The sequence below is a fragment of the Chitinophaga costaii genome (assembly GCF_900094705.1).
Lineage (GTDB): Bacteria > Bacteroidota > Bacteroidia > Chitinophagales > Chitinophagaceae > Chitinophaga > Chitinophaga costaii.
The window spans coordinates 455,011-481,966 of sequence record NZ_FMAR01000001.1 but is presented as its reverse complement, the minus strand read 5'-3'; the positions used below and the strand labels follow the sequence as shown (position 1 = coordinate 481,966).

The following is a 26,956-nucleotide window of genomic DNA, read 5'->3' as shown; positions in this document are numbered from 1 at the left end:
TCTTGATCCGCGTTAAAAAACAATTATTCGTCCACGAATTATACATTACAACCACGTTTGAAATATTATGCAAAAGAATTTATTGCAACCATTCGACATTATCGTATTTGTTGTCTACTTCGTTATTGTAGCGGGATACGGTATTTACATCTACAACAAAAAGAAAAAAGCCATTTCCGACAGTAAGGATTTTTTCCTGGCAGAAGGCTCGCTCACCTGGTGGGCCATCGGGGCATCGCTTATTGCGTCCAACATTTCTGCGGAGCAAATGATCGGGATGTCTGGATCTGGTTTTAAGATGGGCCTGGCCATTTCCACCTATGAGTGGATGGCTGCTGCCACGCTGATCATCGTGGCCGTATTTTTTCTGCCCATCTACCTGAAGAACAAGATTTACACCATGCCCCAATTTCTCTCCCAGCGATATGGGAACACGGTGGCGGCTATCATGGCGGTGTTTTGGTTGCTGCTCTATGTGGTGGTGAACCTTACTTCCATCCTGTACCTGGGGGCCATTGCCATTCACGCCGTTTCTGGGATAGAGTTTTATACCTGTATGATTGCGCTGGCGGTTTTTGCCGTTATCATTACCCTGGGGGGCATGAAAGTAATTGGCTTCACCGATGTTATTCAAGTGTTTTTCCTCATCCTGGGTGGGCTGGCTACCACCTACCTGGCCCTGGGGCTGGTGGGCGACAAGTTTGCCGTGCATGGGTTGATGAACCAATTTCACCTTCTCACCGAAAAAGCGCCGGATCATTTTCACATGATCCTGGATAAAGACAATCCCAATTACCTGGACCTGCCCGGCCTTTCTGTGCTGGTAGGTGGTATGTGGATTGTGAACCTGAACTACTGGGGTTGTAACCAATACATCACGCAACGCGCCCTGGGCGCCGACCTGAAAACGGCACGCAATGGGTTGCTTTTTGCCGGTTTCCTCAAAATGCTCATGCCTATCATCGTGGTATTACCCGGTATTGCTGCTTATGTGTTGTACCAGCACGGAGAGTTTCAGCAGACCATCGGTGTAGGGGCAGCGCAGAACCCAGACAAGGCTTATCCCGTGTTGCTTAACTTATTAGGGCCAGGCCTGAAAGGTTTGTCTTTCGCAGCCCTCACGGCGGCGGTAGTAGCTTCGCTGGCGGGTAAGGCCAACAGTATTTCTACCATCTTCTCCCTGGATATCTACAAAAAATTATACCCCGCAACAGATGAAAAGAAAATCCTTTCCGTTGGGCGGGTTACCGTGATCGTGGCCATGATACTGGCCGTGGTGATATCTAACTTTCTGGGCATTGATAAAAAAGGCGGCTTTCAATTTATCCAGGAATACACCGGCTTTGTATCGCCAGGTATCTTTGCCATGTTTATCATGGGCTTCTTCTGGAAACGTACCAACGCTGGTGCAGCCATGTTTGCCATGATAGGTGGTTTTGTAATGTCGCTCATCCTAAAAGTGCTGCCTAAGTTTGCAGACCTCTCCGCGCTGTCTGCCAGTGGCTGGTCTAAATTTAATCCAGACCCTTCCAGCCGGCACTTTGAAATACCCTTCATAGACCGGATGGGTATTGTGTTTGTGATATGCATCATTGGTATGATCATTATATCGCTGCTGGATCCGAAGAGTAAGCATAATCCGCGCGGCCTGGAAGTAGACGCCGCTATGTTCAAGCCTTCCACGGGCTTCGTGGTGATTGCGCTACTGGTGGTGGGTATGATTACGGCGTTGTATACCGTATTCTGGTAAATGCGTTTTTAGGGGAAAGCTGTTAACATCCGCTTTTTATTTTTCCTGTTCTTGGAAATAAAAAAAGCGGATGTGTTTTTTAGTACCTGCACAAACGGTTGTGTACGTTGTGGGGCCCGGCGCTATTTGGAATATTTTATTAACTTGGTTGTCCGTAAAACATTTAACGTGGCATTTAGCATTTCTCCAGTATCGCAGGAAGGACTAGACATTATCGTTTTAAAAGACAACAGTACTGGCACGGAAGTGCAGGTAGTGCCGGCACATGGGGCTATGTTGCACGCATTTGTGGTGCAGCATAAAGGCCAGCCACTGAATGTGATAGACAGTTATAAAAATATCGCTGCACTTAAGGCCGATCTTACCAATAGTTTTAAAAATGTAAAACTCAGTCCCTTCGCCTGCCGGATGACGGATCGCCAATACAATTGGAACGGGCAGCATTATGAGATCCTGAAAAGCGATATACACGGCCTGCTGTTTGATGTGAGTTTTGAACTGGTGCAGCAAACTGCCATCGAATCTTATGCCGCCATCACCTTGCAGTACACCTATCGCGCAGATGATGCCGGTTATCCTTTTAATTACGATTGCCTGGTAGAATACCGCCTGTTGCCCGAACATCAACTGGCCGTAACTACCACGCTGGAAAACCATAGTCATGTACCCATTCCTATCATGGACGGCTGGCATCCTTATTTTACCACCGGTGGCAGTATAGATGCACTGGAACTACAATTTGCAGCTACCCACCTGGTAGCGTTCAACGAAAAATTATTACCTACGGGGCAATTGCTGCCTTACGATAAATTTCGCCAGCGCAGCACCCTTACCGGGGTAGAACTTGATAATTCTTTTCTGCGTGATCTTGCCAAACCCGCTCCGGCAGCAGGACTGTATGATCCGGAAAAAGGCCTGGCCATCGAGTTCTACCCGGATGCCAGTTATCCTGTGCTGCAAGTGTACACCCCACCACACCGCCGCAGCATAGCCGTGGAATGCCTCAGTGGCGCCCCGGATGCTTTCAACAACAAAATAGGCCTGGTGCAACTGTCGCCTGGCGAAAGCAAGACTTTTAGAACTACTTATAAGATCAGGCAATAGTAAGGTTTGTATAGAGTACACCTGCAAGGTCACCGTTACGGCAACACCTTGAGTCTTTTTTATAACCCACAGTTTCCTATCACCCCTGCATCGATATTGGCTTACCGCATGCTGGTCGCTTGGTCTGTAGATAATTCTATGTATACCTCATTATGTTGTCATTGACCTACTTAGAATATTCCGGTGCAAAAATTGTGTTAGGTTGTAAGTGTAAAAGACTGAACTTTGAGGTAACCCGGAACTATTGACCTTTATACCACAAATATGCGCGTAAGATTAAAATTTGCCGTACTGATCGGCGTTGCCTGCATGGCCATGGCACAAGCAAAAGCCCAGCAGGTAACCGTTACAGGTACCGTGCTGGATGAAAACAAACTAGTAATGCCGGGAGCCTCTGTCCTTAATAAGAATACGGGCAAACGCAATTACGCCGACGCTGGTGGTTTCTACAAGATAGACGCTCACCAGGGCGACAGCATTATTTTTACTTTCGTTGGTTACATTACCCAGACCATTGCCGTGCCACAGTCCAGTGGCACTTACACCAAAAACATCTTGCTGGACAAGCAGCAGCGTTTTCTGCCAAGCCTGGAAGTAAAGTCGCAATACACACCTTATCAACTGGACTCCATAGACCGTCGCGCCCAGTTTCAGCCCTGGCTCGATGCAAAAGACATTCCCCTGGCGGGCAATGCTACCCCCGAGGGCTTCGGTATATCTGTGAGCCCTATCACCCGTTTTTCCCGCAAGGAAAAAGACAAGCGTAAATTCCAGAAGATCTACGTACAAAATGAAATGGAGAAATACATAGACTCCCGCTATACGCCGCTGCTGGTAAGTCATGTAACCGGCATGAAGGGTGATTCGCTGCTATTGTTTATGCAGAAATTCCGCCCGCAGTACAATGTGTTGCGCCAGCAACCCAGTGAAGAGCTGATTTATTGGATAGCGGATAATTACCACGGCTGGATCAAGAAATAAAGAATATGGGTCCTTCCATAAAAAAAAGGCGCATCAGGTAGATGCGCCTTTTTATAGATACTTCGTAGTAGTTCAATGACTGTTGTACACTTTCACCATGTACACAAAATCCTGTAGTTTGGATATTTGGTCCTGGCGGCTCATTGCTTCCAGGTAATTGTGATTACTCCATTCCTTGCGGTTCAATTTTTCCTTTGGAATTTCTTCCAGCAGGCGTTTCAGGTGAGCAGATTTTACGGCGAAGGCTATACCGTCGGCGGTGGTTTGCTTGCCGCTGATGACGCCAATAACCTCTCCTTTATTATTGATGAGGGGGCCGCCGCTATTGCCAGGGTTCACTGGGATAGATACCTGGTAGGCTACGGTATCGCCATTAAATCCGGTTTGGGCACTGATGTAGCCCTTGCCGTATACAACCTCGTCGCGGGGGAAACCCAGGGTAAACACTTCTTCGCCCAATTGCACTTTTTGTGGTTGGATGGAATAGGGCAGGGGCTGACCTTTAAAAGTAGAGTCACTGATTTTGAGGATGGCCAGGTCGCTGGAAATGTCTTCCATGACGCTGATGGCCTTGAAAAACTCGCCCTTGCTATTCTGCACGTACATAGAATCGGCACCTTTGATCACGTGGTAATTAGTTACCAGGTAACCTTTGGTGGAGATAGCAAAGCCTGTTCCGCCATAAGTACCCGGGTTCAGGGGGGCGTGGTTCTTACTATTAATATCGTTGATAATGGCATTCTGCGAGCGTTGTATATTACTAAGTACGCGGCGTACGTCTTCATATTGTGCATTGGTGCTGCGGCGGGCGTTGTGCTGCGTCCAGGCAATGGTAGACAACGAGGCTACAATGGCAATACAGGCAGCAGCAGCCACCCCGGTAAACACGCGGCGGCGGAAGGAGATCACCTTCCCCGAAACGGGTGCTTCCTCGGGCGATACGGCTTCCCGGAGGCGATCCATATCAATGGCGCTATGAATGCGTTTTAAATTTTCTTGTAATTGTTGGCGGCGGCCAAAATCACTGAACTGCTGGAGGAACAACTGATGGCGGGCCACTTCGGCATCTACCACTGCATCTTTACGGCGCAGGGCGTCAAAAGCGCTACGTTCTTGTTCGCTCATGTCCCCTTCCAGGTAACGTTCAATATCTCTTATGAGATTCAGATCGTCTTTCACGGTACTTCTCCTTATCTTTTATATTGGTCAAAAAACATTTTTTTAAGGCGCATCAGACACTTATACTTCTGATTTTTAGCGTTTTCTGCATTCGTGTAGCCAAATTTATCGGCAATGTCCTGCATAGAGCGTTTACGGAGGTAATAATCTTCGAGGATGGTCCGGCAGGGTTCGCCCATGTTGTTCAGCGACTTTTCCATTACATAAAACTGCTCATCTTTTTTTACTTTCTCCTCCACGGCATCTTCCATGGCGGTTTGCTCTTCCAGCGATACATGCAATTCCAGCGATTGGGGGCCCTGCATTTTTTTGAGCCAGAGATGGCGGCATACCGAATAAAGGAAAGTTTTTAGCTGGCTGTACAGGGTAAAATCCCCCCGTTGCACCTTTTCAAACAATACAATCATGGCGTCCTGAAACACGTCCCGGGCATCGTCTTCGCTGCCACGGTGTTGTAAAATCATCCTAAGAATAACGGGGAAATTTTCCAAATAAATGATTTCCAATGCATTATCCTTGTTACTCACCAATCCTTCCAGTAATAATCTATCCCTTTCTATGTACGGTTGATGCTTCACGTATAGTATCTGCTTATTAATACGGGTTTATGCCTTATTGTAACCCAAAGTAGGGCAAAAATCTTTTTAAAAAAAAATGGGTGATCCCGGGTTACCTTTTCCTATTTCCAGGTATAAAGGATAAATAACTTTAAACTTTAAAACATAGTACGATGAAAAATTTCCTGAAAGTTGGTCTTTTCGCAATCGCCCTGGGCGTATTTGTAACTTCTTGCGGTTCCGGTACTAAATCCGAAAGCACTGATTCTGTAGCTACCTCTACCACTATCGACTCTGCTGCTACCTCTGTTGCTAAGCCAATTGATTCTGTAGCAACTTCCGTTGACTCTGCCGCTAAAGCTGCTGTTGACACGCTGAAGAAATAATTTCGCAAGAAATAAAGGTATTAATACCTGGCCGCTACGTTGCTACGTAGCGGTTTTTTTATAACCATATACCATAATGTTGTTCCTTAATTAGATTTTTGAACAGCTTTCCCAATTTTTATTGAATAATATATAAATTTCTCCCTTTGGTATTGGATATTTAAAAGTGGATTGTATTTTTGTAGTACAATTCAACAATGCACATGTCTTTACATCCGACTTTTAGCTATTTTGGTTTTTACTATTTCTGGTTCCGGAAATAGGAGGTCGTTTGTAAGTATACATATAAAAGAAACTACAAAGGCCTCCTTCAAAGGGGCCTTTTTTTATTTTAAGTCATTATACGTTTTATGTTACAAAAGTCTTTCGGTTATTACTTTGAGTTTTATTACTTCTTCTTTGCAGGGAAGACCGGGACTCTTTTGTAATAACTTGAAGCATAAAAATCTTTCAACGAAAAAAAGGGGTCCCGCACAGCGGCGGCCCCTTTTCGTTTCAGGGACCATTTGGTTGGTAAAGCAACAAATTAAAAACTCCATTCATTAATAACAGTACGATATGCGTATCGCAATTCAAGGATTCGAAGGCTGTTTTCACCAGATCGCAGCACAGGGCTATTACGGAAAGCACACCACCATTGAGGCCTGCGCCTCTTTTGCGGAGCTGGTTAAAAAGGTTAAAACAGAGAAAACAGTCGATGCAGGTATCATGGCCATCGAAAACTCTATTGCCGGGAGCATATTGCCCAATTACACCCTGCTCAAAAATTCAGGGCTGCATGTAACCGGCGAAATCTATCTCCAGATCAAACAAAACCTGATGGTGCTGCCAGGCCAAACGATAAACGACATCCGCGAGGTGCATTCTCATCCCATGGCGTTGCTGCAGTGCATACAGTTCCTGGAAAAATATCCCCACATTAAATTGGTGGAAACGGAAGACACGGCCCTTAGTGCTAAAAACGTACGTACCAAAAAACTGAAAAGCACTGCCGCCATAGCCGGTAAGCTGGCCGCCGAAATTTATGAACTGGACATCATTGCTCCGAACATACAAACCGAAAAAAATAATTATACCCGCTTCCTGGCTATTTCCAAAATACCGGTAGCACCCACCGCAGACGCCAACAAAGCATCTGTATATTTTGAAACAGACCACCGCATTGGCAGTCTGGCCAAAGTACTTACCAGTATTGCAGATGCAGGCATCAACCTCTCTAAACTGCAATCATTTCCCATACCTGCTAAGCAATGGAACTACTATTTCCTCGCAGACATGGAATTCAACGACCTGGCCCATTTCGAAAAAGCCAAGGCCTCCCTTCTCCCCCTAGTCCCCGGCCTAAAAGTGCTAGGCATCTACCAAAAAGGAGAAACGAAATGAATTATGAATTATGAATTATGAATTATGAATGCTTGGTGCGTAGTTCCTACTTGTAATTCGTAAACGAAATGAAATTAGTAATTATGAATTATGAATTATGAATTATGAATGCTTGGTGCGTAGTTCCTACTTGTAATTCGTAAACGAAATGAAATTAGTAATTATGAATTATGAATTATGAATTATGAATGCTTGGTGCGTAGTTCCTACTTGTAATTCGTAAACGAAATGAAATTAGTAAACAGTAATTATGAATTATGAATTATAAATGCTTGGTGCGTAGTTCCTACTTGTAATTCGTAAACGAAATCATAATTCACAATTCACAATTCATAATTCATAATTCATAATTCATAATTCATAATTCACAATTCACAATTCACAATTCATAATTCATAATTCATAATTCACAATTCACAATTCATAATTCATAATTCATAATTCATAATTCATAATTCATAATTCATAATTCATAATTCATAATTCATAATTCACAATTCATAATTAATTAAATGGTCGCGAAAAGATTACAAGGGACGCAAGAGTATTATTTCTCGCGGAAGCTGAGGGAAATAGATCAGTTGAATGCGGAAGGTAAAGACGTGATTAATTTGGGGATTGGAAGTCCTGATTTGCCGCCCCATGCTTCGGTGATAGAGGCCTTGACCATACAGGCTCACCGGCCCGATACCCATGCTTATCAGGGTTATAAGGGTATTCCTGCCCTGCGAAAGGCTATTGCCGACTGGTACCTGCGTTTCTACCATGTAACGCTGCAACCCGATACTGAAGTGCTGCCGCTGATTGGCTCTAAGGAAGGTATTATGCATATTTGCATGACCTACTTACAAGAGGGCGATGAAGCCTTGGTACCCAATCCCGGATATCCCACCTACCGCTCAGCGGTGGAGTTAAGTGGGGCCACTGTGGTGGATTATGACCTAACGGAAGCCAATCACTGGCTGCCCGACCTGGATGCTTTGGGCAAGCGCGATCTGAGCAAGGTGAAGATCATGTGGGTGAACTATCCACATATGCCTACCGGCGCACAGGCCAATAGAGGCTTTTTCGAAAAACTAGTAGCCTTTGCCAGACAACACCAGCTTTTAATCTGCCACGACAATCCATATAGCTTTATCCTCAACGATCGGCCCCAAAGTTTGCTGGCGGTAGAAGGTGCTAAAGATGTGGTGCTGGAACTGAACTCCCTCAGCAAATCGTCTAACATGGCTGGCTGGCGGGTAGGTATGCTGGTAGGAAAGGAACAATATATTAACGAAGTGCTGCGCTTTAAAAGCAATATGGATTCCGGTATGTTCCAGCCCTTGCAAGCTGCTGCTGTAAAGGCATTGGAGCTTGGCAAAGATTGGTACGATGGCCTTAATGTAATTTATGCAGGCCGCCGTAAAAAAGTATTGGAACTGCTGGATGTATTGGGCTGCCAGTACGATCCACAACAAGTAGGTCTGTTCGTGTGGGCAAAAATTCCTGCCGGTTATAAAGACGGGTACGCGCTGAGCGATGAGGTATTGCAGCAGGCATTTGTATTTATTACACCCGGCGGCATCTTCGGAACTAACGGCAACGGCTATGTGCGGGTGAGTTTATGTAAGGACGAAAAAGTTTTTGAAGAGGCGATCCGCCGTATTAAAAAAGCAAAAAAACAATGACCATCACCATCATCGGTACCGGTTTAATTGGCGGCTCGCTGGCCATCAGCCTGCGGGAGCAGCATCTGGCCACTACCATCATCGGGGTAGATAATAACCAGGCCAACCTAGAACGCGCCAAGGCACTCGGTTTAATAGATACTTATCTGCCGCTGGACGAAGCCTTTGCACAAAGTGACCTGGTGATCCTGGCCATACCGGTAGATGCCGTGCTGCACCTGCTGCCAGGCTTACTGGACAAGGCCACCAAACAGGTAATCATGGACGTAGGATCTACCAAAGAAAAAATACTGGACCTGGTGAAAGACCATCCCCACCGTGGCCGGTTTGTAGCCGCCCACCCCATGGCCGGTACCGAATATTCGGGGCCGGATGCCGCAACGTCCCAACTCTTCCTCCACAAAACCATGGTGCTGTGCGATGTGAAGCGCAGCGATGAAGACGCTGTGGAAATGGTGGAAGACCTGGTAGAAAAATTGCAGATGCGCCTTGTGTATATGAATGCAAAAGAGCATGACCTGCATACGGCCTATGTGTCGCACATTTCGCACATCACCTCTTTTGCATTGGCGCTTACCGTGCTGCAAAAGGAAAGGGAGGCAGGCCGTATTTTTGAACTGGCCAGCGGAGGTTTTGCATCTACCGTGCGCCTGGCTAAAAGCTCGCCGGATATGTGGGTGCCTATCTTTAAACACAATCGCAATAATGTGCTGGACGTACTGGATGAGCATATCCATCAATTGCAGTCCATGAAAAGCATGCTTGAAAATGAAGACTACAATTCCTTTTACAAAGCCATTCAGCGGGCCAATAAGATTAAGAAAATACTGAAGTAACAATACACGTATAAACCAATAACGGCGGCCACTTCCGCTGATCATCATAAAATCCGTAACTTTAAAACATTACAAAATATCATGGAACAGATCCTCTCCAAAACAAAGTTCTCCGACCCCGCTTCGGACAAAAAGCCGCTGATTATTTCAGGGCCCTGCAGTGCAGAAACAGAAGAGCAAACGCTGGCTACCTGCCTGGCGCTGGCTAAGACCGGCAAGGTAGACATGCTGCGCGCCGGCATCTGGAAACCCCGTACCCGCCCCGGTTCCTTTGAAGGCATTGGTACCAAGGGCCTGGTATGGTTGCAAAAAGCTAAAGAGCTAACCGGCCTGCCCATCACCGTGGAAGTGGCTACCGGCAAGCAGGTGGAAGACGCCTTACACTTTGGCGTAGACGTACTCTGGATTGGGGCCCGCAGCACGGTGAATCCTTTCTCTGTGCAGGAAATCGCCGACGCGCTGCGTGGTGTAGATACCACTGTGTTGATTAAGAACCCTATCAACCCCGATCTGGAACTGTGGGTGGGTGCTGTAGAACGTGTACAGCGCGCGGGTATCACGAAAGTAGGACTCATTCACCGTGGCTTTTCCAGCTACGGCAATACTGAATACCGCAATGCTCCGATGTGGCATCTGCCCATCGAAATGAAACGCCGCCTGCCAGGCATGCCGATCATCTGCGATCCTAGTCACATTAGCGGACGCCGCGACATTCTCCAGGAAGTATCACAGGAAGCGATAGACCTGGATTACGATGGCCTGATGATAGAAACACATGTAGATCCCGATCACGCCTGGAGCGATGCCAAACAACAGATTACGCCGGAACGCCTGGCCGAACTGCTGGATGGTATACAATGGCGCCGGGAACATAGCGACAAAGCAGCGTTTAATTCTGCTCTAGACAAACTGCGTGGCCAGATTAACCAGATAGATGATGAGATCATACAATTGCTGGGCAACCGTATGCGCGTGGCAGAAAAAATTGGCCAATACAAAAAAGAAAATAACATTACCATCCTGCAAACTAACCGCTGGAACGAAATACTGGAGCGTAGTGTGAGGAAAGGCGAAAAGGTAGGTCTGACCAAGGAATTTATCGTAAAATATTTCGATGCTGTACACCTGGAATCTATCAGCCGCCAGAACCGTGTGATGAACGAACAATAAAAATAATGATGAAGACTGAAACGCACCGGTTCTCGCAACATACTACCTTGTATCACCTGGGGGCAACCCTGGCCAACCTCGGTACTTTTACAGACCCGCAGCGCAGTGTGCTGCTGGTGGATGAGAACGTGAACCGGCACTATGCCGCTGCACTGGAAGGATGGAAAAAAATAATTGTACCGGCAGGAGAGGATCATAAAAACATGGCCGTAGTAGGCCAGCTAATAGACCAGCTGGCCGCGTTGGAAGCCGACCGCAAGACCACACTGGTAGGTGTGGGCGGCGGGATGACCACCGACGTTACTGGTTTTGTAGCGGCCATTTATATGCGGGGTGTACCCTTTGGTTTTGTGCCCACCACCTTGCTGGCGCAGGTAGATGCCAGCCTGGGTGGCAAGAACGGCGTGAGCCAGGGCATGCATAAGAACCTGCTGGGTACTATCCGCCAACCAGCTTTTATTTTGTTCGACTATACACTGCCCAGTACCATGCCGCCGGCGGAATGGCATAACGGATTTGCTGAAATCATTAAATACGCCTGCATTCAGGACGCAGCCTTATTTGAGTATCTGGAAACGCATGTAGACCAGGCTTTGCATGGTGATGTAGCTGTACTGCAATACCTGGTGGAGTGTTCTGTGAATACCAAGACCCGCATTGTACTGGAAGACGAATTTGAAACCGGCATACGGCGCTGGTTGAACTTTGGTCATACCCTGGGACATGCGGTAGAGAAGCTGGAACACATAGGGCATGGAGAAGCAGTGAGCATTGGCATGGTGGCGGCTTCCCGGCTTTCTGAAATCAAGAAGGGATTGCCGCCGGCTCAAACGCAAAGGCTTATCCGCTTACTGCAAGCCTATCAATTGCCTGTGGCATTAACATCCGATAAAAAGGCTGTGTATGATATTTTCCGGCTGGACAAGAAGCGGGAAAAAGACTTCATTCATTTTGTATTACTCGAAAGCATAGGGCAGGCTACTACGGAGCCGATCTTGCTAACGGAGCTGCAACAGCTGCTGGAAATGCTGTAACAAAACTTATTCATCATCTTCATCCTTCGGGGAATTAACAGATATGCAAGTAACGGTATCACCCTCCGTGATCAAAGGCACGGTCACCGCAAATCCCTCCAAAAGCGCTATGCAACGCGCTGTGGCAGCGGCTTTGCTAAGCAAGGGTAAAACAATTATCCGCAATCCCGGCCTGAGCAACGATTGCCTGGCTGCACTGGAAGTAGCGGAAAATCTCGGTGCTATGGTGCGCCGGGAGGCCAGCCACTACGAAGTATCCAGCAAAGGAGTGGAACCTTTTTATGATGAGATCAATTGCGGGGAGTCTGGCCTGGGCATTCGCATGTTTACGCCCATTGCAGCGCTGTCTTCACTCGGCATCAGCATTAATGGTCACGGCAGTTTAACGACCCGCCCTATGGACTTCTTTGAGCAGGTACTGCCATTGCTGGATGTGGAATGCAAAACACAACAGGGCAAACTGCCCTTGTTCATCAAAGGACCCTTGCAACCCAAAAATATTGAGATAGATGGTTCACTTAGTTCCCAGTTTCTCACTGGCCTGCTCATGGCCTATGGTGCCGTGGCAGAAAATGTAACCATTACGGTGAAAGACTTAAAGAGCAAACCCTATATTGATCTCACCTTACAGATCATGGAACTTTTTGGAGTGAAGGTGGAGAACGAAAACTTTGAAAAGTTTCACTTCGGTGCGCGCCAAACGTATAAGCCTACTGATTACAGCGTGGAAGGCGATTGGAGCGGCGCCGCATTCCTGCTGGTGGCCGCCGCTGTGGCGGGCAAAGCGGAAGTCAGCAGCATCAATATCCATTCTGCACAGTCAGACAAGGCCATCCTCCAGGCGTTGGAAAGCGCGGGGGCGCAACTGTTGTCCGGTGTATTCACCATAGACATTACCAAGGCTCCGCTACAGTCATTTACCTTCGATGCCACAGACTGCCCCGACCTTTTTCCTCCGCTGGTAGCGCTGGCGGCTAACTGCCACGGCACTACGAAAATTTACGGCGTGAGCCGGCTAGCCCACAAAGAGAGTGATCGCGGGGTAACGCTGCAAAAGGAGTTTGGCAAAATGGGTATTCGTATAACCCTGAATGGCGATGAAATGCTGGTACATGGTGGCACCGGCCTGAAAGGGGCAGTGGTAGATTCGCACAACGATCACCGCATTGCCATGGCCTGCGCTGTGGCCGCACTCACTGCCGATGCGCCTGTAACGATTGAAAGAGCGGATGCCATTAATAAATCGTATCCGGAGTTTTTTGATCACTTGCAGCAACTGGGCGCACAGGTGAGCGAAGTGGCGGTGCCATAGAATAATTTTTACCTACTACTTAATACAATTGTTATAATGAACGCATTTGGTCGCTTATTCAGGGTACATGTTTTTGGAGAGTCGCATGGCGCCAGTGTGGGCGTGAATATAGACGGGGTGCCGGCTGGCCTGCCACTTACGGTAGAAGATTTCCTGCCTGACCTGGAACGCCGTAAGGGCGGCGCCCGTGGCACTACGCCACGCAAAGAAGAAGATTTACCCCATCTTAAATCCGGCGTGTTTAATGATCACACTACCGGTGCGCCCATCACCATCCTGTTTGAAAATAACAACACCCGCAGTGCCGATTATGAAAAGCTGCGCGCGTTTCCCCGCCCTGGTCATGCAGACTTTGTAGCAACGGAAAAATTTGGTGGCTACGAAGATTATCGCGGGGGCGGCCACTTTAGCGGACGCCTTACCCTGAACCTGGTGGCGGCTGGCGTTATTGCCAAGAAGCTGCTGGGAGATACCATTCATGTTACGGCCCGCATTACGGAAGTAGGCGGCATTGCCGATGCAGCAGCCGGCCTGGAAGCTGCCATTGCAGCCAAAGATTCTGTAGGTGGCATCGTAGAATGTACGGTAGATGGGTTGCCCATTGGCCTGGGAGAACCTTTCTTTGATTCAGTAGAGTCGCTCATCGCCCACGCAGTATTTGCTATACCGGCGGTGAAGGGCATTGAGTTTGGCGCTGGCTTTGCTGCCGCTAAGATGAAAGGCCTGGAACATAATGATGCTATTATTGATGCCTCCGGAAAAACAGCCACCAATAACGCTGGCGGCATAGTGGGCGGCATAACCAATGGCAATCCATTGGTGTTTCGCATTGCTGTGAAACCCACGTCCAGCACCCCCAAGGAGCAAAACACGCTGAACATTAAAAGTGGTGAAGTGGAAACGTTTAGCGTAAAGGGCCGGCACGACCTGTGCATTGCCCTGCGGGTACCGGTAGTACTGGAAGCCGTAACGGCCATGGTACTGGCAGACCTGCTGCTGCAAGTGCAGCGCATACCCAGGATCTGGAAATAGAATGGATGGTAGGATAAAAAATGCCTTTCCAGTGTTAAATTGGAAAGGCATTTTTAGGCGTTGTCGCCAGAAAGTTATTGTTCGATAGATAACAATTCTACTTCAAATATAAGGGTAGAACCAGGGCCAATCTTCGGGCCTGCCTGCCGGTCGCCATAAGCAAGATCTGCAGGGATGAAGAGCTTCCATTTAGAACCTACAGGCATAAGCTGCAAGGCTTCTGTCCACCCTTTGATCACACCACTTACAGGGAAGGAAATAGGCTCACCTCTTTCCACGGAACTGTCGAACACCGTACCATCGAGCAGGGTGCCATGATAATGCGTTTTAACTTTATCGTTAATGGTGGGCTTAGCGCCAGTACCCTCCTTCAGAATCTGATATTCTAAGCCGCTGGGAAGCGTTACCACGCCGGGTTTGGTCTTATTTTCAGCGAGAAATTTTTCACCGGCCTCTTTATTCTTCTTCGCTTTTTCTCCCTTTAGTTGCTGTAAATAATTGCTGATAGACATATCGCTTTGCGTTTTAGTGAGTAATGGTGTTTTACTTTTCAGCGCATCCTGGATAGATTTTATCAGGATGGCGGTATTGATATTGTCGAGACCCTGTGCTTTAAAATTATTCGCAATATCCTGGCCAATAGCGTAGCTCACAGAGTCTAGCGAAGTCTTTAACAAGGGTGAAGTAGCCACTGGTCTTTTTACGGCTTGTTTAGCCTTGGTTTGTGCAAAGCCTTGTGCGGCGATCATTCCCAGTGCGCCCAACAATAAATATTTTTTCATCATAGTGACGTGTAGGTTTATAAATGTCCTGCAAATTAGGTGAAAAAGACAACTATTTAACAATTGGCAATAGCACACTGGAAGAATGCGCCGCATCGTGATAAATGCGGATGCTGGCTTTTTGGAAAACAGCGGGCGAGGCGTGATAGATATCTGTAAAAACCTGTGGGTTGCGATCTACCAGCGGGAACCAGCTGCTTTGTATCTGTATCATGATGCGATGGCCTTTTAAGAAAGTGTGGGCCACATCCGGCAGCGTAAACTTCACGTTGGTAGGCTTGTTGGGTACAAATGGCTCTGGCTTTTCATAGCTGTTGCGAAACTTGCCCCGCATAATATCGCCCCGTACCAGCATTTCATAACCACCCATGGGGTAGGTGCTGGACACCAGGCGGCGGTGTTCGGTGGGCGCATTACTTTCGTAGGCAAAATCATCTGGAAATACATCGATCACCTTCACCACAAAATCGGCATCGGTACTGCTCACGCTGGCTACCAGGTCTGCCACCACTGGGCCTGCCAGGGTTACATTGTCGGTGAGTACGGCTGTTTGGAAAGAGAGTACATCGGGCCGGCGTTCTGCAAAGCGCTGGTCGTCTGTCATGTAGCTAATGGTGCGCGACATATGTACTTCCGGTACATAAGGTACAGGCTTGGCCGGATCGCTGGTGTACTCGCTGAAACTTTCGCCGGTAGCGGGTTTGGAGAAACTTAGCTGGTTGCCTGCCTGCAAATATATGGGCGTTTCCTGCATGGCCGCTGGCGGCCAGGTGGGCAAGTGTTTCCATTGGTTTTCGCCGGTGAAAAATATAGTGGCTTCGGCCAGATCATCGCTGCCTTTATCTTTGAGGTAGTAATTGAAGAATACCGATTCCAGGCTGTCCTGGTAATACCGGGCTGTATTGCTGCCCCAGCGCACGTTGCCAAGGTGGGTGCCATCATGGGATGCCCATTCGCCGTGGTACCAGGGTCCCATCACGATCTTGTTGTTAGCACCCTTGGTATTTTGTTCTATGCTTTTGTACACACCCCATGCGCCAAAGCAATCTTCTGCGTCGAACAGGCCGCCTACTTCCAGCATGGCGGGTTTCACGGTGTTCAGGTAGTTGCGCACGTTGCGGGCTTTCCACCAGGCGTCGTAAGATCCATGATCCATCAGGCTTTTCCAGAAGGCAATGGTATCGCCCATTAGTTGGGTGAGGCCTGGCAGTGAGCCAGCATTCAGGTAAAATTTATAACTGTCTTTTGTGTAATAATCAAACCCTTTAGGCCCTTCGGTGGTAGGATGTGGGCGGGGTGCGCCAAAAGAGGTGTAGAAGTCGAACGCATCCATCTGGAAAAAAGCGCCGTGGTGGTGAAAGTCGTCGCCAATAAACCAGTCTGTTACCGGTGCTTGCGGACTCACCGCCTTTAGGGCGGGGTGATTACTCAAAGCCGCCATGGTACTATAAAATCCGGGATAGGAAATGCCATAAATACCTACGCGGCCATTATTGCCTTCCAGGTTTTTTATCAGCCAGTCTATGGTGTCGTAAGTATCGCTGGCTTCATCCACCTCTTGTTTGGTTTTTTTATTGGGAAGGAAAGGGCGTACGTCTTCATACTGGCCTTCGCTCATCCAGCGGCCCCGTACATCCTGTGTGATGAGAATGTAGCCTTCGCGCAGGAAATTTTTATTAGACATTTTCCATAACTCCTTAAACTTATCTGCTCCATAAGGCGCGCAGGAGTAAGGGGTGCGCGTCATAATGATGGGATGTTTTTCCGTATGGTCGGTGGGCAGGTATACGGAGGTGAAAAGTAGTACGCCATCCCGCATGGGAATCCTGATTTCTTTTTTCACAAAATGGGAGGTTACCCAGGCAGAATCGATTGTTTGTTGTGCATAGACAGCGGAACAGCACGCTGAAAGGGCCAGCAGTAGCCATTTTTTCATAAATAAATGTCGATTTAAAGAGATAGCAGTGATTACAGTTGTTCCCGGTCTTTGCGGGGCAGTTTACTTACCACCAGGTCGTAAGATTGTTTGATCCATTCCTGGAGGATTTTATTCGGCACATCACCGTTTGTTTCAACGGTGATCCAGTATTTTTTGTTCATGTGATAGCCGGGTGTTACGCTGCTATAGCGCTCCTGGCGTTCTATTACTTCTTCCGGGTCGGCCTTCAGGTTTATGGATTCGAAGGTGTCGATATCGGTGAGTACAAACATTTTCCCGGCTACTTTATACACGAGGGTATTTTCGCCGAAAGGAAATTCTTCGGTAACACCTTTCAGGGAGCTGCAATATTGCTGGAATGCTTCGATGTTCATAGCCGGTAATGTACGACAAGGGGCGCGGTTTTGCAAAAGTGGGATGGCCAGTGGAGGCAGGCGGGGATGGGTGGTAGGCATAAAAAAGCCAGGTGGAAACACCCGGCCCTTCTCAGTTAATGTAATCGGTTCGTAGGAGTTATTTTTGCTTAACAATGGTCGTGTAATTAAAATCAATCACGTACTGCTCTTTATGCGGCCCGTTTTGATTATTTACCGATACGGAATACGACTGTTGTAACGGGTAGTGCGAAATACTGTCGTATACGTAGGTGAATGTAGTGTTATCAGTGACCTCGTTTTGCGTGTCGTAAATAGAGGTATAATCCTGTTCGATGTAAGTGGCCGTGGCCGGATTGTTCATCGCATCAAAGGCATAATCTAATTGTGGCTGCCAGTAGTCTACCAGGAAAGGGCAATTGCGGTACAGATTATAAAAAGGGTTGAGGCCCGTGTCGTAGGTCAGTACCGTTTTGTGATGACTGGTTGTATAATTATCTGGTATGCCATAGTAGGTAAAATGTTCAAAAGTAGTGGTATTACCGCCCGTGAGTTGTGCTATACTGTAGGCTACGGTGTTTTCCCCGTTTAGTTGATACATCAGGGTATCTTTATTTCCTACCGATGTGGCCTGCCCATCGGTATTGAGCGTATACTGGGTACTGTCTGTAAAAGCTGCGCCGGGTGTGGAAGTAAATACGGCAAATCCTTCCTTGTTCCAGGAAAGTGAATCGGTTTGGTACTCCTGGCCATCTGCATTGTAATGGTCAATGCGCTGTACCTGGTTGTTATTATTGTATGAAAATTCCAATATTGAATAAATGCCGGTACCATCTATCGTAGGCGACACAATTGTTTTGAGTAGCAGGGTAGTGGTATCGTATACCAGGCTATCGAGGGTAATACCATTGCGGTGAATGCTGGTTAGCAGGAAGGCCGTGTCTTTTGTGCCAGTGGTGGCTTTACCAGTATGGCCATTCTCTTTCTTGCAGGCTATTATTGTCAGTATACCTGACAGGAGCAGCAGGGCGATTTTTTGTAAAGGTATTTTCATAGGAAAGGTTAGGTTAAATGATATGCCGGGTTGTTATGCTTCTACTTCGGTGTCTGTGATGGCTTCTTTTTTTTCTGCTATTTTATTATTGATGGCCAGTATCACGCGCGATTGTTTGGCGTAGGTAATGTTGAGCTTATAACCCCGCTGATAATCACGGAGGGCACCATCCATGTAATAAAATGTTTTCTTTTTATTGTCGGCCAGTTGCAGCATGAAGTTGGTCTGCGTGTTGTTATTTTCATAATAAACGCCCTCAATAGGTGCTTCCATAGTTTCTTTTTCGAGTGTCATTAGATCTTTCTTAATGGCCCAATAGCGAACGTCTGTTACTTTAATCAGGGCAAAAACCAGCGAAATATCAAAAGCAAATACCCATGCCCAAAACCAAATATTGGTATAGGAAAGTGCAGCTGTTTCATCGGAATGTGTAAGGGTGGAAATGATCGGTGGCGCAATGGCAGCTACCGAGAGCAAGGCAATGCCGATGAGCGCGAAGCTGATAATGCGGGACTTATTCCGGCGCAAGGCGGCTTGCAGCAGGAAATTTTCCTCCGTTGTGATAAAAGACATAGTTAAAAGGGTTTTCAGTTATTCGGTTTTCCAGGTTTTCCATGCTAATATATGCAAATTATTTTAATACTATCTATTTTTTATATGTGTTTAAACAGCAATAGGTTATTGGGAAGGTAGTAGTATACTTACTACCCCGCCATGGCGGGGCGGAAGCGTGTTGGGTGTGCAAAAAAAATCCCGCTTTATGAGAAGCGGGATTTGATACAAATATTTAAAAGCACATGGTCTTACGCAGTAGCCTCTTCATAAGCGCTTACCGGTTCGCAGGTGCAGATCAGGTTACGGTCGCCATAAGTATTGTTAATACGGCTTACGGAGGGCCAGAATTTGTTTTCTTTCACATAAGGCAGTGGAAATGCGGCTTGCTGGCGGCTGTAGGGGCGCGTCCATTCGTCGGCGGTAATAACGGGCTGGGTATGTGGCGCGTGCTTCAGCACATTGTCCTGTTTATCGGCCAGGCCATTTTCCACGGCGCGAATCTCTTCGCGGATGCTCAGCAGGGCATCGCAGAAGCGGTCCAGCTCTCCCTTGTCTTCACTTTCGGTAGGTTCAATCATGATGGTACCTGCTACGGGGAAGCTCATGGTAGGAGCGTGGAAGCCATAGTCCATCAACCGTTTGGCGATGTCTTCGGCTTCAATACCCGCAGTGGCTTTGAAGGGGCGCAGGTCTACGATGAACTCGTGTGCACAGGTGCCGTTAGAACCGGTGTAGAGTATTTCGTAATCTTTTTCCAGGCGGGCCTTCATATAATTGGCATTCAGGATGGCGTAGTTGGTGGCTTGTTTTACCCCTTGAGCGCCCAGCAGGCGAATGTAGGCGTAAGAGATCAGCAGAATGCTGGCGGAGCCAAACGGGGCGGCGGATACCGCGTGCTGCTGCTGACCGCCCAGCGAAACGTGGCCTGGCAGGAAAGGCGCCAGGTGGGCACGTGCACAGATGGGACCCATACCAGGGCCGCCACCGCCATGGGGGATGGCGAAGGTTTTGTGGAGGTTCAGGTGGCAAACGTCGGCACCGATGAGTCCCGGGGCGGTAAGGCCTACCTGGGCATTCATATTGGCACCGTCCATATACACCTGTCCACCATGCTGGTGTACGATGTCGCAGATGGTTTTCACACTTTCTTCATACACGCCGTAGGTAGACGGGTAGGTGATCATAATACCGGCCAGGTGATCGGCATGCTGGGCCGCTTTGGCTTTCAGGTCTTCTACGTCTATATATCCATTTTCCAGGGCTTTCACGACTACCACCTTAAAGCCGGCCATTACGGCGGAGGCGGGGTTGGTGCCATGGGCGGAGATGGGGATGAGGATTACATTGCGGTGGTCTTCGCCACGGCTGGCAAAGTAATTACGGATCACCACCAGTCCGGAAAACTCGCCCTGGGCGCCGCTATTGGGCTGTAAAGAGCAGGCGTCGAAGGCGGTGATTTTACAAAGATAGTCGCTCAGTTCGTCTACAATCTGGTAGTAACCTGCTGCCTGTTCTTTGGGGGCAAAGGGGTGAATTTTACTCCAGTGGCTCCAGCTCAGCGGCATCATTTCTGTGGCGGCATTGAGCTTCATGGTGCAGGAACCCAGGGAGATCATGGAGGTATTGAGCGAAAGGTCTTTATTTTCCAGGGCCTTGATGTAACGCATCATCTGCGACTCGCTGTGATGGGAATTAAACACCGGGTGCAGCAGGTAGGTAGAGGTGCGTTGCAGGGCGGTGGGCACCTGGGTTTTTGCCGAGGGCTTGCCGGTAAGGACCGGTGCACCAAATACAGCCAGGATATCGTTAACGTCTTGTTGCGTGGTGGTTTCATCCAGCGAAATGCCGATCTGACCGGTGGGCAGGTAGCGGAAGTTAATGCCCGCTGCGATAGCCTTGGCCTTGATGGCGGCGGCGTCCTGACCCTGGATCACCAGGGTGTCGAACAGGGAGGTAGTAACCAGTTGCAGGCCCTTTGCTTGCAGCTTCTCCGCCAGAGTATTGGCCAGCAGGTGTATGCGGCTGGCAATATTTTTCAGTCCCACAGGGCCGTGGTATACGGCATACATGGCGGCCATATTGGCCAGCAGGGCCTGGGCGGTACAGATATTGGAAGTAGCCTTTTCCCGTTTAATGTGCTGCTCGCGGGTTTGCAGGGCCATGCGCAGGGCGCGGTTATTTTGTGCATCTACACTGATGCCAATAATACGACCGGGGATGGCGCGTTTAAATTCGTCTTTCACGGCAAAGAAAGCCGCGTGCGGACCGCCAAAACCCAGGGGTACGCCCAAACGCTGGGCCACGCCCAAGGCTACATCGGCACCCAGTTCGCCCGGAGGGGTGAGCAGGGCCAGGGCCAGCAGGTCGGTAGCCATGGCTACGAAAGCGCCGGTGCTGTGTACCTGGTCTATGAAAGCGCGGTAATCTTCCACGGCACCTACATTGTTCGGGTATTGCAGCAATGCACCGAAATAACTATCGTCCAGTTGGGCGGTAGCGTAATCGCCGGTTACGATTTCTACATGCAGCGGGTTGGCGCGGGTAATGAGTACATCCAGCGTTTGCGGGAAAATATGTTGGTCTACGAAAAAGCGGGGGCGGGTTACATGATCGTGGTCTTTGTTCAGTTGGTTAAAGAACATGATCATGGCTTCTGCGGCGGCGGTGGCTTCATCCAGCAGGGAGGCGTTGCTGATAGGCAGTGCGGTAAGGTCGCTCACCAGGGTCTGGAAATTAAGCAGGCTTTCCAGGCGGCCTTGGGATATTTCGGCCTGGTAAGGGGTATACTGGGTATACCATCCCGGATTTTCAAAAATATTACGCAGGATTACGCTGGGCGTAATAGTGTCATAATATCCTTGTCCGATATAATTACGTAATACCTGGTTTTTTAGAGAAATGTCCTTCAGCTCGCGCAGGTAGTCGTTTTCGCTGATGGCACCTGGAATATCCAGGGCGTGTTGCATGCGGATGGCTGGTGGTACGGTTTTGTCTACCAGGGCCTCTAACGATGGCACACCGGCAGTTTGCAGCATTTGTTCAGTTTCCCCGGCATTCGGCCCGATATGACGGTGCACGAATTCATTCTGTTGTAATGCGAAGAGATCCATTATGTAAAGCAGGTAAATATGAAAGAATGGGCAAAATTAGCATAGTTTTAAACAACCGCCAAGAAGCGCTCCCCAATGCGGATAATGGATTGATAAATGCCCCTGCTGTTATGCCTACTTTGTCATGAAATTGTAGATTGGAGTAAGAGCGGCTGCCTGGGGTAGCAGCCAGCTTGCGGCATCCTTGCAAGGCCTTAACGGTGCCCTCATCATAAAAGCTGTGAGCCGGACCATTTTTCCCCCTTACCTTTGCCATGTAATGGACAAATCTTTAGAAAACTGGCAGGAGAAGGCTGTGGAGCAGCAGAAGCAGCACAAGCAGTTCCTGGCCAAGCTGCAAAATCGCAAGGGCAAGGGGGTAGAGAAGCACCTGCCAGCCTTACATGAAGAAGCCTTTTCCAAAATAGATTGCCTGGAATGTGCAGGATGCTGTAAAACCATCAGCCCCCGTTTTAAACCACCGGATATTAAGCGTATTTCCAAGTTCTTGGGTATGAAGGAAGGCACCTTTATGGATACCTACCTGCGGCTGGACAGTGATGCGGATTACGTGGTGCAATTTACGCCTTGTCCCTTCCTGGAAGCCGACAATAAATGTGGCATTTATGACGTGCGTCCCGGCGATTGCGGCAATTATCCGTATACCGATAGTTACGATTTTATAAAACGGCCCAATATCACCTACGAAAATTCGGTGATCTGCCCGGCGGTGTATTATGTGCTGGACCGGCTTAAAAAGATTGTGCAATAAAATGCTGGTATGCTTTTATCCTAGGCTTATCCTGGGAGGACTGTGGGTTTTGCTACGCTTTGTCCTAGGCTTATCCTGGGATAAATGTGAGCTTTAACTCCGCTATGGCATGCCTGCAATAAGGCCTTCACCCGCTTTGCACCATTCTAAAAAATGCCCATCCACTTCACGGCGGATGGGCATTTTTCGTTGTATAGTAAAAGATATTACGCTTTCAGGTCCAGTTTGCGCATGGCTGGCGAAATAATATAAGTAGTGACCACCACTCCCAGGGTTACGCAGCCGCCAAACACCACGGAAGGCACCAGGCCCATCAACTTGGCAGCAAAGCCACTTTCAAACGCTCCCAGCTCATTAGACGATCCTACGAACATGGAGCTAACAGAGGCCACCCGGCCCCGCATTTCATCCGGGGTTTTTAATTGCAGGATGGTTTGCCGGGTGATCACGCTCACGCCATCTACCACGCCGCTGAGGAATAGTACGAACACCGACAGGAAAAAGCTAGTGGAAATGCCAAATATAATCATGCAAAGTCCAAAACCAAACACCGCCGCCAGCAGCTTAATGCCGGGCTTCTGCTTCAGGGGGTAGTAGGCCAGTATAAACATGGTGATGGTAGAACCAATGGCCGGAGCGGCCCGCAGCATGCCATACCCCTGGGAACCTACGTGCAGGATGTCTGTAGCAAATGCCGGCAGCATACTTACTGCCCCGCCAAATAGTACGGCAAACATATCCAGGGCCATGGCGCCCAGTACTACTTTGGTATTCCACACGAAATGCATGCCTTCCGCCAGGCTTTTGAACACATCGCCATCTTTAGGGTGGTAATAAATGGGTTTGGGCTTTATTTGCAAAAGGCTGAACAGGGGCAGCAGGAATACCAGCACCACGGCCAGCATGGCCCCATGTACGCCAAACCATTTAATGAAAAAGCCGCCCAGGCCCGGTCCCAGCACGGCACCTATTTGCCAGGCAGAGCTGCTCCAGGTAGAGGCATTGGCATACAGCTCACGCGGCACCAGCAGGGCCATGAGAGTAAAGGTAGACGGACTGAGAAAGGCTCGCACAATGCCGCCAATGAATACTAAAGAATAAATGCCTATGAGGGTGGCGTGCTGCGTAAGGTGCTGGGTAACCGGCTGCCAGGTAAGGCCAAAGAGGGCCATACCTATGGCCAGGTAGGCGATTACACATTTGAGCAGCATACCCCGCTTCTCCATCTTGTCTACAATATGGCCGGCAAAGAGGGCCAGCCCCACAGAAGGAATCACTTCGGCCAAGCCCAAAAGACCCAGGGAAAAGGCGTCGTGCGTAAGCTGGTACACCCGCCATTCCACTACTGCAAACTGCATGTTGAGGGCAAAAACAAGGGCAAAACGGATCACCAGGTAAAACAAAAATTCACGGTAGCGTAATGATGCGTAAGGATCGTTTTTCGACGGTATGTCTGAAGGAGCGTCTGCCAAAGCGTTGGAGATTTTTTACAAAACTAAAGAAAACAGCCTGAAACACCTCGTTGCTTTAGACGGATAAGTCGGAAATAGGCTATAAATTAAGGGGGTATTCCGGGGCCATCCCTGCCTCCATGGGAGGAAAATAGGGGAAAAGCTGGCGCAACAATAGTGATGGGTTTATCCTTGCAATACTGCCTTATATAGCCTTCCTTACCAGCAAAGCGGCTACAGCAGCCGTCCTTGTAATTTTTTGTTAAATAGGCGGCCTCTTTTCAACGTAGGGGTGTCTTTTAGATTATATTTGATGGAACGTTTTTAAGGATTGTTATATGAGATTAAAACTAATGATTCCCGCTGCGCTGCTTTGCATATCTGCAGGCATCCTTGCTTTCAGCAAATACGGGCGTAACGACCCCCCGGGCCGGTATGAAGTAATTATGAATCTGATTGGCCAGGTATTAAAAGAAGGCCATTACCAGCCCCGCCCTATTGACGATGCTTTTTCTAAAGAAGTAGTAGATAAATACCTGAAAACCCTGGACGTAGAAAAGAAATTTTTCCTCCAGAAAGATATTGACGCCTTGGCGCCGCTGTCTACCCACATCGATGATGAACTGCGGGGAGAACCTGTTTTGTTCTTCAACAAGAGCAATGAGATCATTAAACAACGCGTGGCGGAAGTAGCTACCATTTACCCGGAAATACTTGCCAAGCCTTTCGACTTCACTGTACAGGAATCGGTGGTATTGGACGAAGATAAACTGACCTACCCGGCAGACGAAGCTGCCCGCAAAGAAGCATGGCGTAAGATATTAAAGTATCGCACCCTACAAAACCTGGAAGATGCTAAGGACCTGCGTGATAAGGAAAAAAACAAGGCAGGTGCGGTGGTAAAAACCGACGCCCAGTTGGAAGCTGAAGCCCGAGGTAAAGTAAAAAAATTATACGACCGTTATTTCGACCGCCTGAAAAACAAGGAAGACGATAACGCCCGTTTCAGTTATTATGTAAATGCCATCACCAACACGATGGACCCGCATACTGATTACTTCCCGCCAGACGAGAAACGCTATTTTGAAGAGCAGATGGCAGGTAAGTTTTATGGCATTGGTGCCCAGTTGCAAGAGGCAGATGGTCGCATCCACATTGTAAGTATAGTGCCAGGCAGCCCCGCCTCTAAGCAGGGCCAGCTTAAAGCCAATGATGTGATATTGAAAGTAGCCCAGGGCGATAAAGAACCCCTGGACATCACCGGCTATGCCGTGGAAGACGCCGTGAAGGTGATCCGTGGCGAAAAAGGCAGCGTGGTGAAACTTACAGTGAAAAGCGTAGACGGTACGGTAAAAGAAATACCCCTGGTACGCGATGAAATTACGACAGACGAAACTTTTGCCAAATCCGCTATCATTAATGGTTCCCATAAGATTGGATACATCTACCTGCCGGAATTCTATAACGACTTCCAGGACCGCAACGGCCACCGCTGCGCAGAAGATGTAGCCAAGGAAATTCAGAAACTGAAAGCCGAAAAGGTAGACGGTATCATCCTGGACCTGCGCTACAACGGGGGCGGTTCTCTCTCCGATGTGGTGACGATGGGTGGTCTTTTCATTCCGGAAGGTCCCATTGTACAGGTACGCAGCCGCGGCGGCGAAGCCACCACGTTGCGTGATCGCGACAAGACGGTACAATATGATGGTCCCCTGGCCATTATGGTGAATGAATACAGCGCTTCTGCTTCCGAAATTATGGCCGCAGCCATGCAGGATTACAAACGCGCTGTTATCATTGGTAGCAAGTCTACTTTCGGTAAAGGCACTGTGCAGCGCATGTTCCCACTGGATGACTTCTATCCAAACAAGGCAGACATTGGCGGTAGCCTGGGTGCCATTAAACTTACCATCCAGAAATTTTACCGTATCAATGGTGGTTCCACCCAACGCAAAGGCGTAGAGTCTGATGTAGTACTGCCCGATCCATATGCCGATGTTGCAGAACGCAGAGATAGCGATGCCCTGGCTTATGATGAGATACCCAAAGCGGCCTTTACCCCCTGGATATACCCGGTAGATGGTGCTGCGCTACGTAAAAAGAGCGAAGCCCGCATGGCCAATAACCAGCACTTCAAACTATTGCAAGAAAATATTAACACGGTGAAAAACATGGACAAACAGGAAGCTTTTTCCCTGGATGAAAATGTTTTCAAAGCAGAGCAGAAGAAAAATGCCAGCATGCTGAAGAAGTACGACAGCGCTGGTGAAAGCGTGAAGGCCCTGAACATCGTGAACCTGAAAGCAGACCTCGACAAATACGGCAATGATACCATGAAGCTAGCCCGAAACAAGGAGTGGCTGAAAGTACGTACCAAAGATATGTACCTGGATGAAGCTGTAAACGTGATGGACGACCTGATAGGCATTTCCCTCCCTAAGCTGCAGCAAAACAAAACTGCTTCTGTAAAACAAGATTAAGTGTTCAAATGGTTTATAACTACAAAGGAGGCAACCGGTAAGGTTGCTTTTTTTGTGGGGATAGGT

22 protein-coding genes are annotated in these 26,956 nt (G+C 48.4%); 13 read left to right on the top strand and 9 right to left on the bottom strand.

The features are described from left to right. Positions 1-67 precede the first annotated feature (67 nt). The 3 genes from GA0116948_RS01705 (at position 68) to GA0116948_RS01695 (ending at position 3,835) form a co-directional block, all read left to right on the top strand. Positions 68-1,750: a sodium/sugar symporter gene (locus GA0116948_RS01705; RefSeq protein ID WP_089708374.1), complete on the top strand. Its 1,683-nt coding sequence runs from the start codon at positions 68-70 to the stop codon at positions 1,748-1,750. Between the two features lie 168 nt (positions 1,751-1,918). Next, entirely contained in the window at positions 1,919-2,854 is a 936-nt protein-coding gene (locus GA0116948_RS01700; protein WP_165798314.1) for an aldose 1-epimerase, read from the top strand. A gap of 264 nt (positions 2,855-3,118) precedes the next feature. Then, positions 3,119-3,835 (top strand): carboxypeptidase-like regulatory domain-containing protein, encoded by a 717-nt coding sequence (locus tag GA0116948_RS01695; protein ID WP_089708371.1) that lies wholly within the window; start codon positions 3,119-3,121, stop codon positions 3,833-3,835. Positions 3,836-3,907: 72 nt separating this feature from the next. Here the strand turns inward: GA0116948_RS01695 and GA0116948_RS01690 are convergent, their stop codons facing one another. Next, positions 3,908-5,014, bottom strand: coding sequence for a S1C family serine protease (locus tag GA0116948_RS01690; RefSeq protein WP_089708369.1), 1,107 nt, complete (start codon positions 5,012-5,014; stop codon positions 3,908-3,910). Positions 5,015-5,025: 11 nt separating this feature from the next. Next, a complete protein-coding gene (locus GA0116948_RS01685) occupies positions 5,026-5,592 on the bottom strand; it encodes an RNA polymerase sigma factor (protein WP_089708366.1) in 567 nt (188 codons plus the stop codon). A 152-nt stretch (positions 5,593-5,744) separates the two neighbouring features. Here GA0116948_RS01685 and GA0116948_RS01680 point away from each other — a divergent pair, with 152 nt between their 5' ends. From GA0116948_RS01680 to GA0116948_RS01645, 8 genes are all read left to right on the top strand, one after another. Continuing rightward, positions 5,745-5,957, top strand: a complete 213-nt coding sequence (locus GA0116948_RS01680) for a hypothetical protein (RefSeq protein WP_089708364.1) — start codon at positions 5,745-5,747, stop codon at positions 5,955-5,957. Positions 5,958-6,515: 558 nt separating this feature from the next. Continuing rightward, positions 6,516-7,340 carry a prephenate dehydratase gene (locus GA0116948_RS01675; RefSeq protein WP_089708362.1) on the top strand — a complete coding sequence of 275 codons (825 nt, stop codon included), beginning with the start codon at positions 6,516-6,518 and terminating at the stop codon, positions 7,338-7,340. Between the two features lie 512 nt (positions 7,341-7,852). Next, positions 7,853-9,010, top strand: coding sequence for a pyridoxal phosphate-dependent aminotransferase (locus GA0116948_RS01670; protein WP_089708360.1), 1,158 nt, complete (start codon positions 7,853-7,855; stop codon positions 9,008-9,010). After that, positions 9,007-9,846, top strand: a complete 840-nt coding sequence (locus tag GA0116948_RS21390; protein WP_089708358.1) for a prephenate dehydrogenase — start codon at positions 9,007-9,009, stop codon at positions 9,844-9,846. The genes GA0116948_RS01670 and GA0116948_RS21390 overlap by 4 nt, the downstream gene beginning before the upstream one ends. An 81-nt stretch (positions 9,847-9,927) precedes the next feature. Further along, positions 9,928-11,016 carry a chorismate mutase gene (locus GA0116948_RS21385; protein WP_089708356.1) on the top strand — a complete coding sequence of 363 codons (1,089 nt, stop codon included), beginning with the start codon at positions 9,928-9,930 and terminating at the stop codon, positions 11,014-11,016. Positions 11,017-11,021: 5 nt separating this feature from the next. Then, positions 11,022-12,050 (top strand): 3-dehydroquinate synthase, encoded by a 1,029-nt coding sequence (gene aroB, locus GA0116948_RS01655; protein ID WP_240619111.1) that lies wholly within the window; start codon positions 11,022-11,024, stop codon positions 12,048-12,050. 43 nt (positions 12,051-12,093) lie between these two features. Next, positions 12,094-13,362, top strand: a complete 1,269-nt coding sequence (gene aroA, locus GA0116948_RS01650; RefSeq protein ID WP_089708354.1) for a 3-phosphoshikimate 1-carboxyvinyltransferase — start codon at positions 12,094-12,096, stop codon at positions 13,360-13,362. Between the two features lie 36 nt (positions 13,363-13,398). Further along, positions 13,399-14,394: a chorismate synthase gene (locus GA0116948_RS01645; protein ID WP_089708352.1), complete on the top strand. Its 996-nt coding sequence runs from the start codon at positions 13,399-13,401 to the stop codon at positions 14,392-14,394. Between the two features lie 74 nt (positions 14,395-14,468). On the opposite strand, the gene GA0116948_RS01640 is transcribed toward GA0116948_RS01645, so the two are convergent. From GA0116948_RS01640 to gcvP, 6 genes are all read right to left on the bottom strand, one after another. Then, complete coding sequence (locus tag GA0116948_RS01640; protein WP_089708350.1) at positions 14,469-15,179, bottom strand: FKBP-type peptidyl-prolyl cis-trans isomerase; 711 nt, start codon at positions 15,177-15,179, stop codon at positions 14,469-14,471. A gap of 49 nt (positions 15,180-15,228) precedes the next feature. Beyond that, complete coding sequence (locus GA0116948_RS01635) at positions 15,229-17,112, bottom strand: CocE/NonD family hydrolase (RefSeq protein WP_089708348.1); 1,884 nt, start codon at positions 17,110-17,112, stop codon at positions 15,229-15,231. A 32-nt stretch (positions 17,113-17,144) separates the two neighbouring features. Continuing rightward, positions 17,145-17,489, bottom strand: a complete 345-nt coding sequence (locus tag GA0116948_RS01630) for an MmcQ/YjbR family DNA-binding protein (RefSeq protein ID WP_089708912.1) — start codon at positions 17,487-17,489, stop codon at positions 17,145-17,147. Positions 17,490-17,628: 139 nt separating this feature from the next. After that, positions 17,629-18,543 (bottom strand): hypothetical protein, encoded by a 915-nt coding sequence (locus GA0116948_RS01625; protein ID WP_089708346.1) that lies wholly within the window; start codon positions 18,541-18,543, stop codon positions 17,629-17,631. Between the two features lie 33 nt (positions 18,544-18,576). Next, complete coding sequence (locus GA0116948_RS01620; RefSeq protein ID WP_089708344.1) at positions 18,577-19,116, bottom strand: hypothetical protein; 540 nt, start codon at positions 19,114-19,116, stop codon at positions 18,577-18,579. A gap of 230 nt (positions 19,117-19,346) precedes the next feature. Next, positions 19,347-22,208 (bottom strand): aminomethyl-transferring glycine dehydrogenase, encoded by a 2,862-nt coding sequence (gcvP, locus tag GA0116948_RS01615; RefSeq protein ID WP_089708341.1) that lies wholly within the window; start codon positions 22,206-22,208, stop codon positions 19,347-19,349. A 259-nt stretch (positions 22,209-22,467) separates the two neighbouring features. On the opposite strand from gcvP, the gene GA0116948_RS01610 reads away from it, so the two are divergent. Continuing rightward, complete coding sequence (locus GA0116948_RS01610) at positions 22,468-22,959, top strand: YkgJ family cysteine cluster protein (protein WP_089708339.1); 492 nt, start codon at positions 22,468-22,470, stop codon at positions 22,957-22,959. Positions 22,960-23,165: 206 nt separating this feature from the next. On the opposite strand, the gene GA0116948_RS01605 is transcribed toward GA0116948_RS01610, so the two are convergent. Beyond that, positions 23,166-24,431, bottom strand: a complete 1,266-nt coding sequence (locus GA0116948_RS01605; RefSeq protein WP_089708338.1) for an MFS transporter — start codon at positions 24,429-24,431, stop codon at positions 23,166-23,168. A 317-nt stretch (positions 24,432-24,748) separates the two neighbouring features. On the opposite strand from GA0116948_RS01605, the gene GA0116948_RS01600 reads away from it, so the two are divergent. After that, positions 24,749-26,890, top strand: coding sequence for a carboxy terminal-processing peptidase (locus tag GA0116948_RS01600; protein ID WP_089708336.1), 2,142 nt, complete (start codon positions 24,749-24,751; stop codon positions 26,888-26,890). Positions 26,891-26,956: the final 66 nt, after the last annotated feature.

Excerpts from the sequence above, each read along its gene's own strand:
- GA0116948_RS01705 (WP_089708374.1), top strand. The coding sequence starts at position 68 with ATGCAAAAGAATTTATTGCAACCATTCGACATTATCGTATTTGTTGTC.
- GA0116948_RS01695 (WP_089708371.1), top strand. The coding sequence starts at position 3,119 with ATGCGCGTAAGATTAAAATTTGCCGTACTGATCGGCGTTGCCTGCATG.
- GA0116948_RS01680 (WP_089708364.1), top strand. The coding sequence starts at position 5,745 with ATGAAAAATTTCCTGAAAGTTGGTCTTTTCGCAATCGCCCTGGGCGTA.
- GA0116948_RS01675 (WP_089708362.1), top strand. The coding sequence starts at position 6,516 with ATGCGTATCGCAATTCAAGGATTCGAAGGCTGTTTTCACCAGATCGCA.
- GA0116948_RS01670 (WP_089708360.1), top strand. The coding sequence starts at position 7,853 with ATGGTCGCGAAAAGATTACAAGGGACGCAAGAGTATTATTTCTCGCGG.
- GA0116948_RS21390 (WP_089708358.1), top strand. The coding sequence starts at position 9,007 with ATGACCATCACCATCATCGGTACCGGTTTAATTGGCGGCTCGCTGGCC.
- GA0116948_RS21385 (WP_089708356.1), top strand. The coding sequence starts at position 9,928 with ATGGAACAGATCCTCTCCAAAACAAAGTTCTCCGACCCCGCTTCGGAC.
- aroB (WP_240619111.1), top strand. The coding sequence starts at position 11,022 with ATGATGAAGACTGAAACGCACCGGTTCTCGCAACATACTACCTTGTAT.
- aroA (WP_089708354.1), top strand. The coding sequence starts at position 12,094 with ATGCAAGTAACGGTATCACCCTCCGTGATCAAAGGCACGGTCACCGCA.
- GA0116948_RS01645 (WP_089708352.1), top strand. The coding sequence starts at position 13,399 with ATGAACGCATTTGGTCGCTTATTCAGGGTACATGTTTTTGGAGAGTCG.
- GA0116948_RS01640 (WP_089708350.1), bottom strand. The coding sequence starts at position 15,179 with ATGATGAAAAAATATTTATTGTTGGGCGCACTGGGAATGATCGCCGCA.
- GA0116948_RS01635 (WP_089708348.1), bottom strand. The coding sequence starts at position 17,112 with ATGAAAAAATGGCTACTGCTGGCCCTTTCAGCGTGCTGTTCCGCTGTC.
- GA0116948_RS01630 (WP_089708912.1), bottom strand. The coding sequence starts at position 17,489 with ATGAACATCGAAGCATTCCAGCAATATTGCAGCTCCCTGAAAGGTGTT.
- GA0116948_RS01625 (WP_089708346.1), bottom strand. The coding sequence starts at position 18,543 with ATGAAAATACCTTTACAAAAAATCGCCCTGCTGCTCCTGTCAGGTATA.
- GA0116948_RS01620 (WP_089708344.1), bottom strand. The coding sequence starts at position 19,116 with ATGTCTTTTATCACAACGGAGGAAAATTTCCTGCTGCAAGCCGCCTTG.
- gcvP (WP_089708341.1), bottom strand. The coding sequence starts at position 22,208 with ATGGATCTCTTCGCATTACAACAGAATGAATTCGTGCACCGTCATATC.
- GA0116948_RS01610 (WP_089708339.1), top strand. The coding sequence starts at position 22,468 with ATGGACAAATCTTTAGAAAACTGGCAGGAGAAGGCTGTGGAGCAGCAG.
- GA0116948_RS01600 (WP_089708336.1), top strand. The coding sequence starts at position 24,749 with ATGAGATTAAAACTAATGATTCCCGCTGCGCTGCTTTGCATATCTGCA.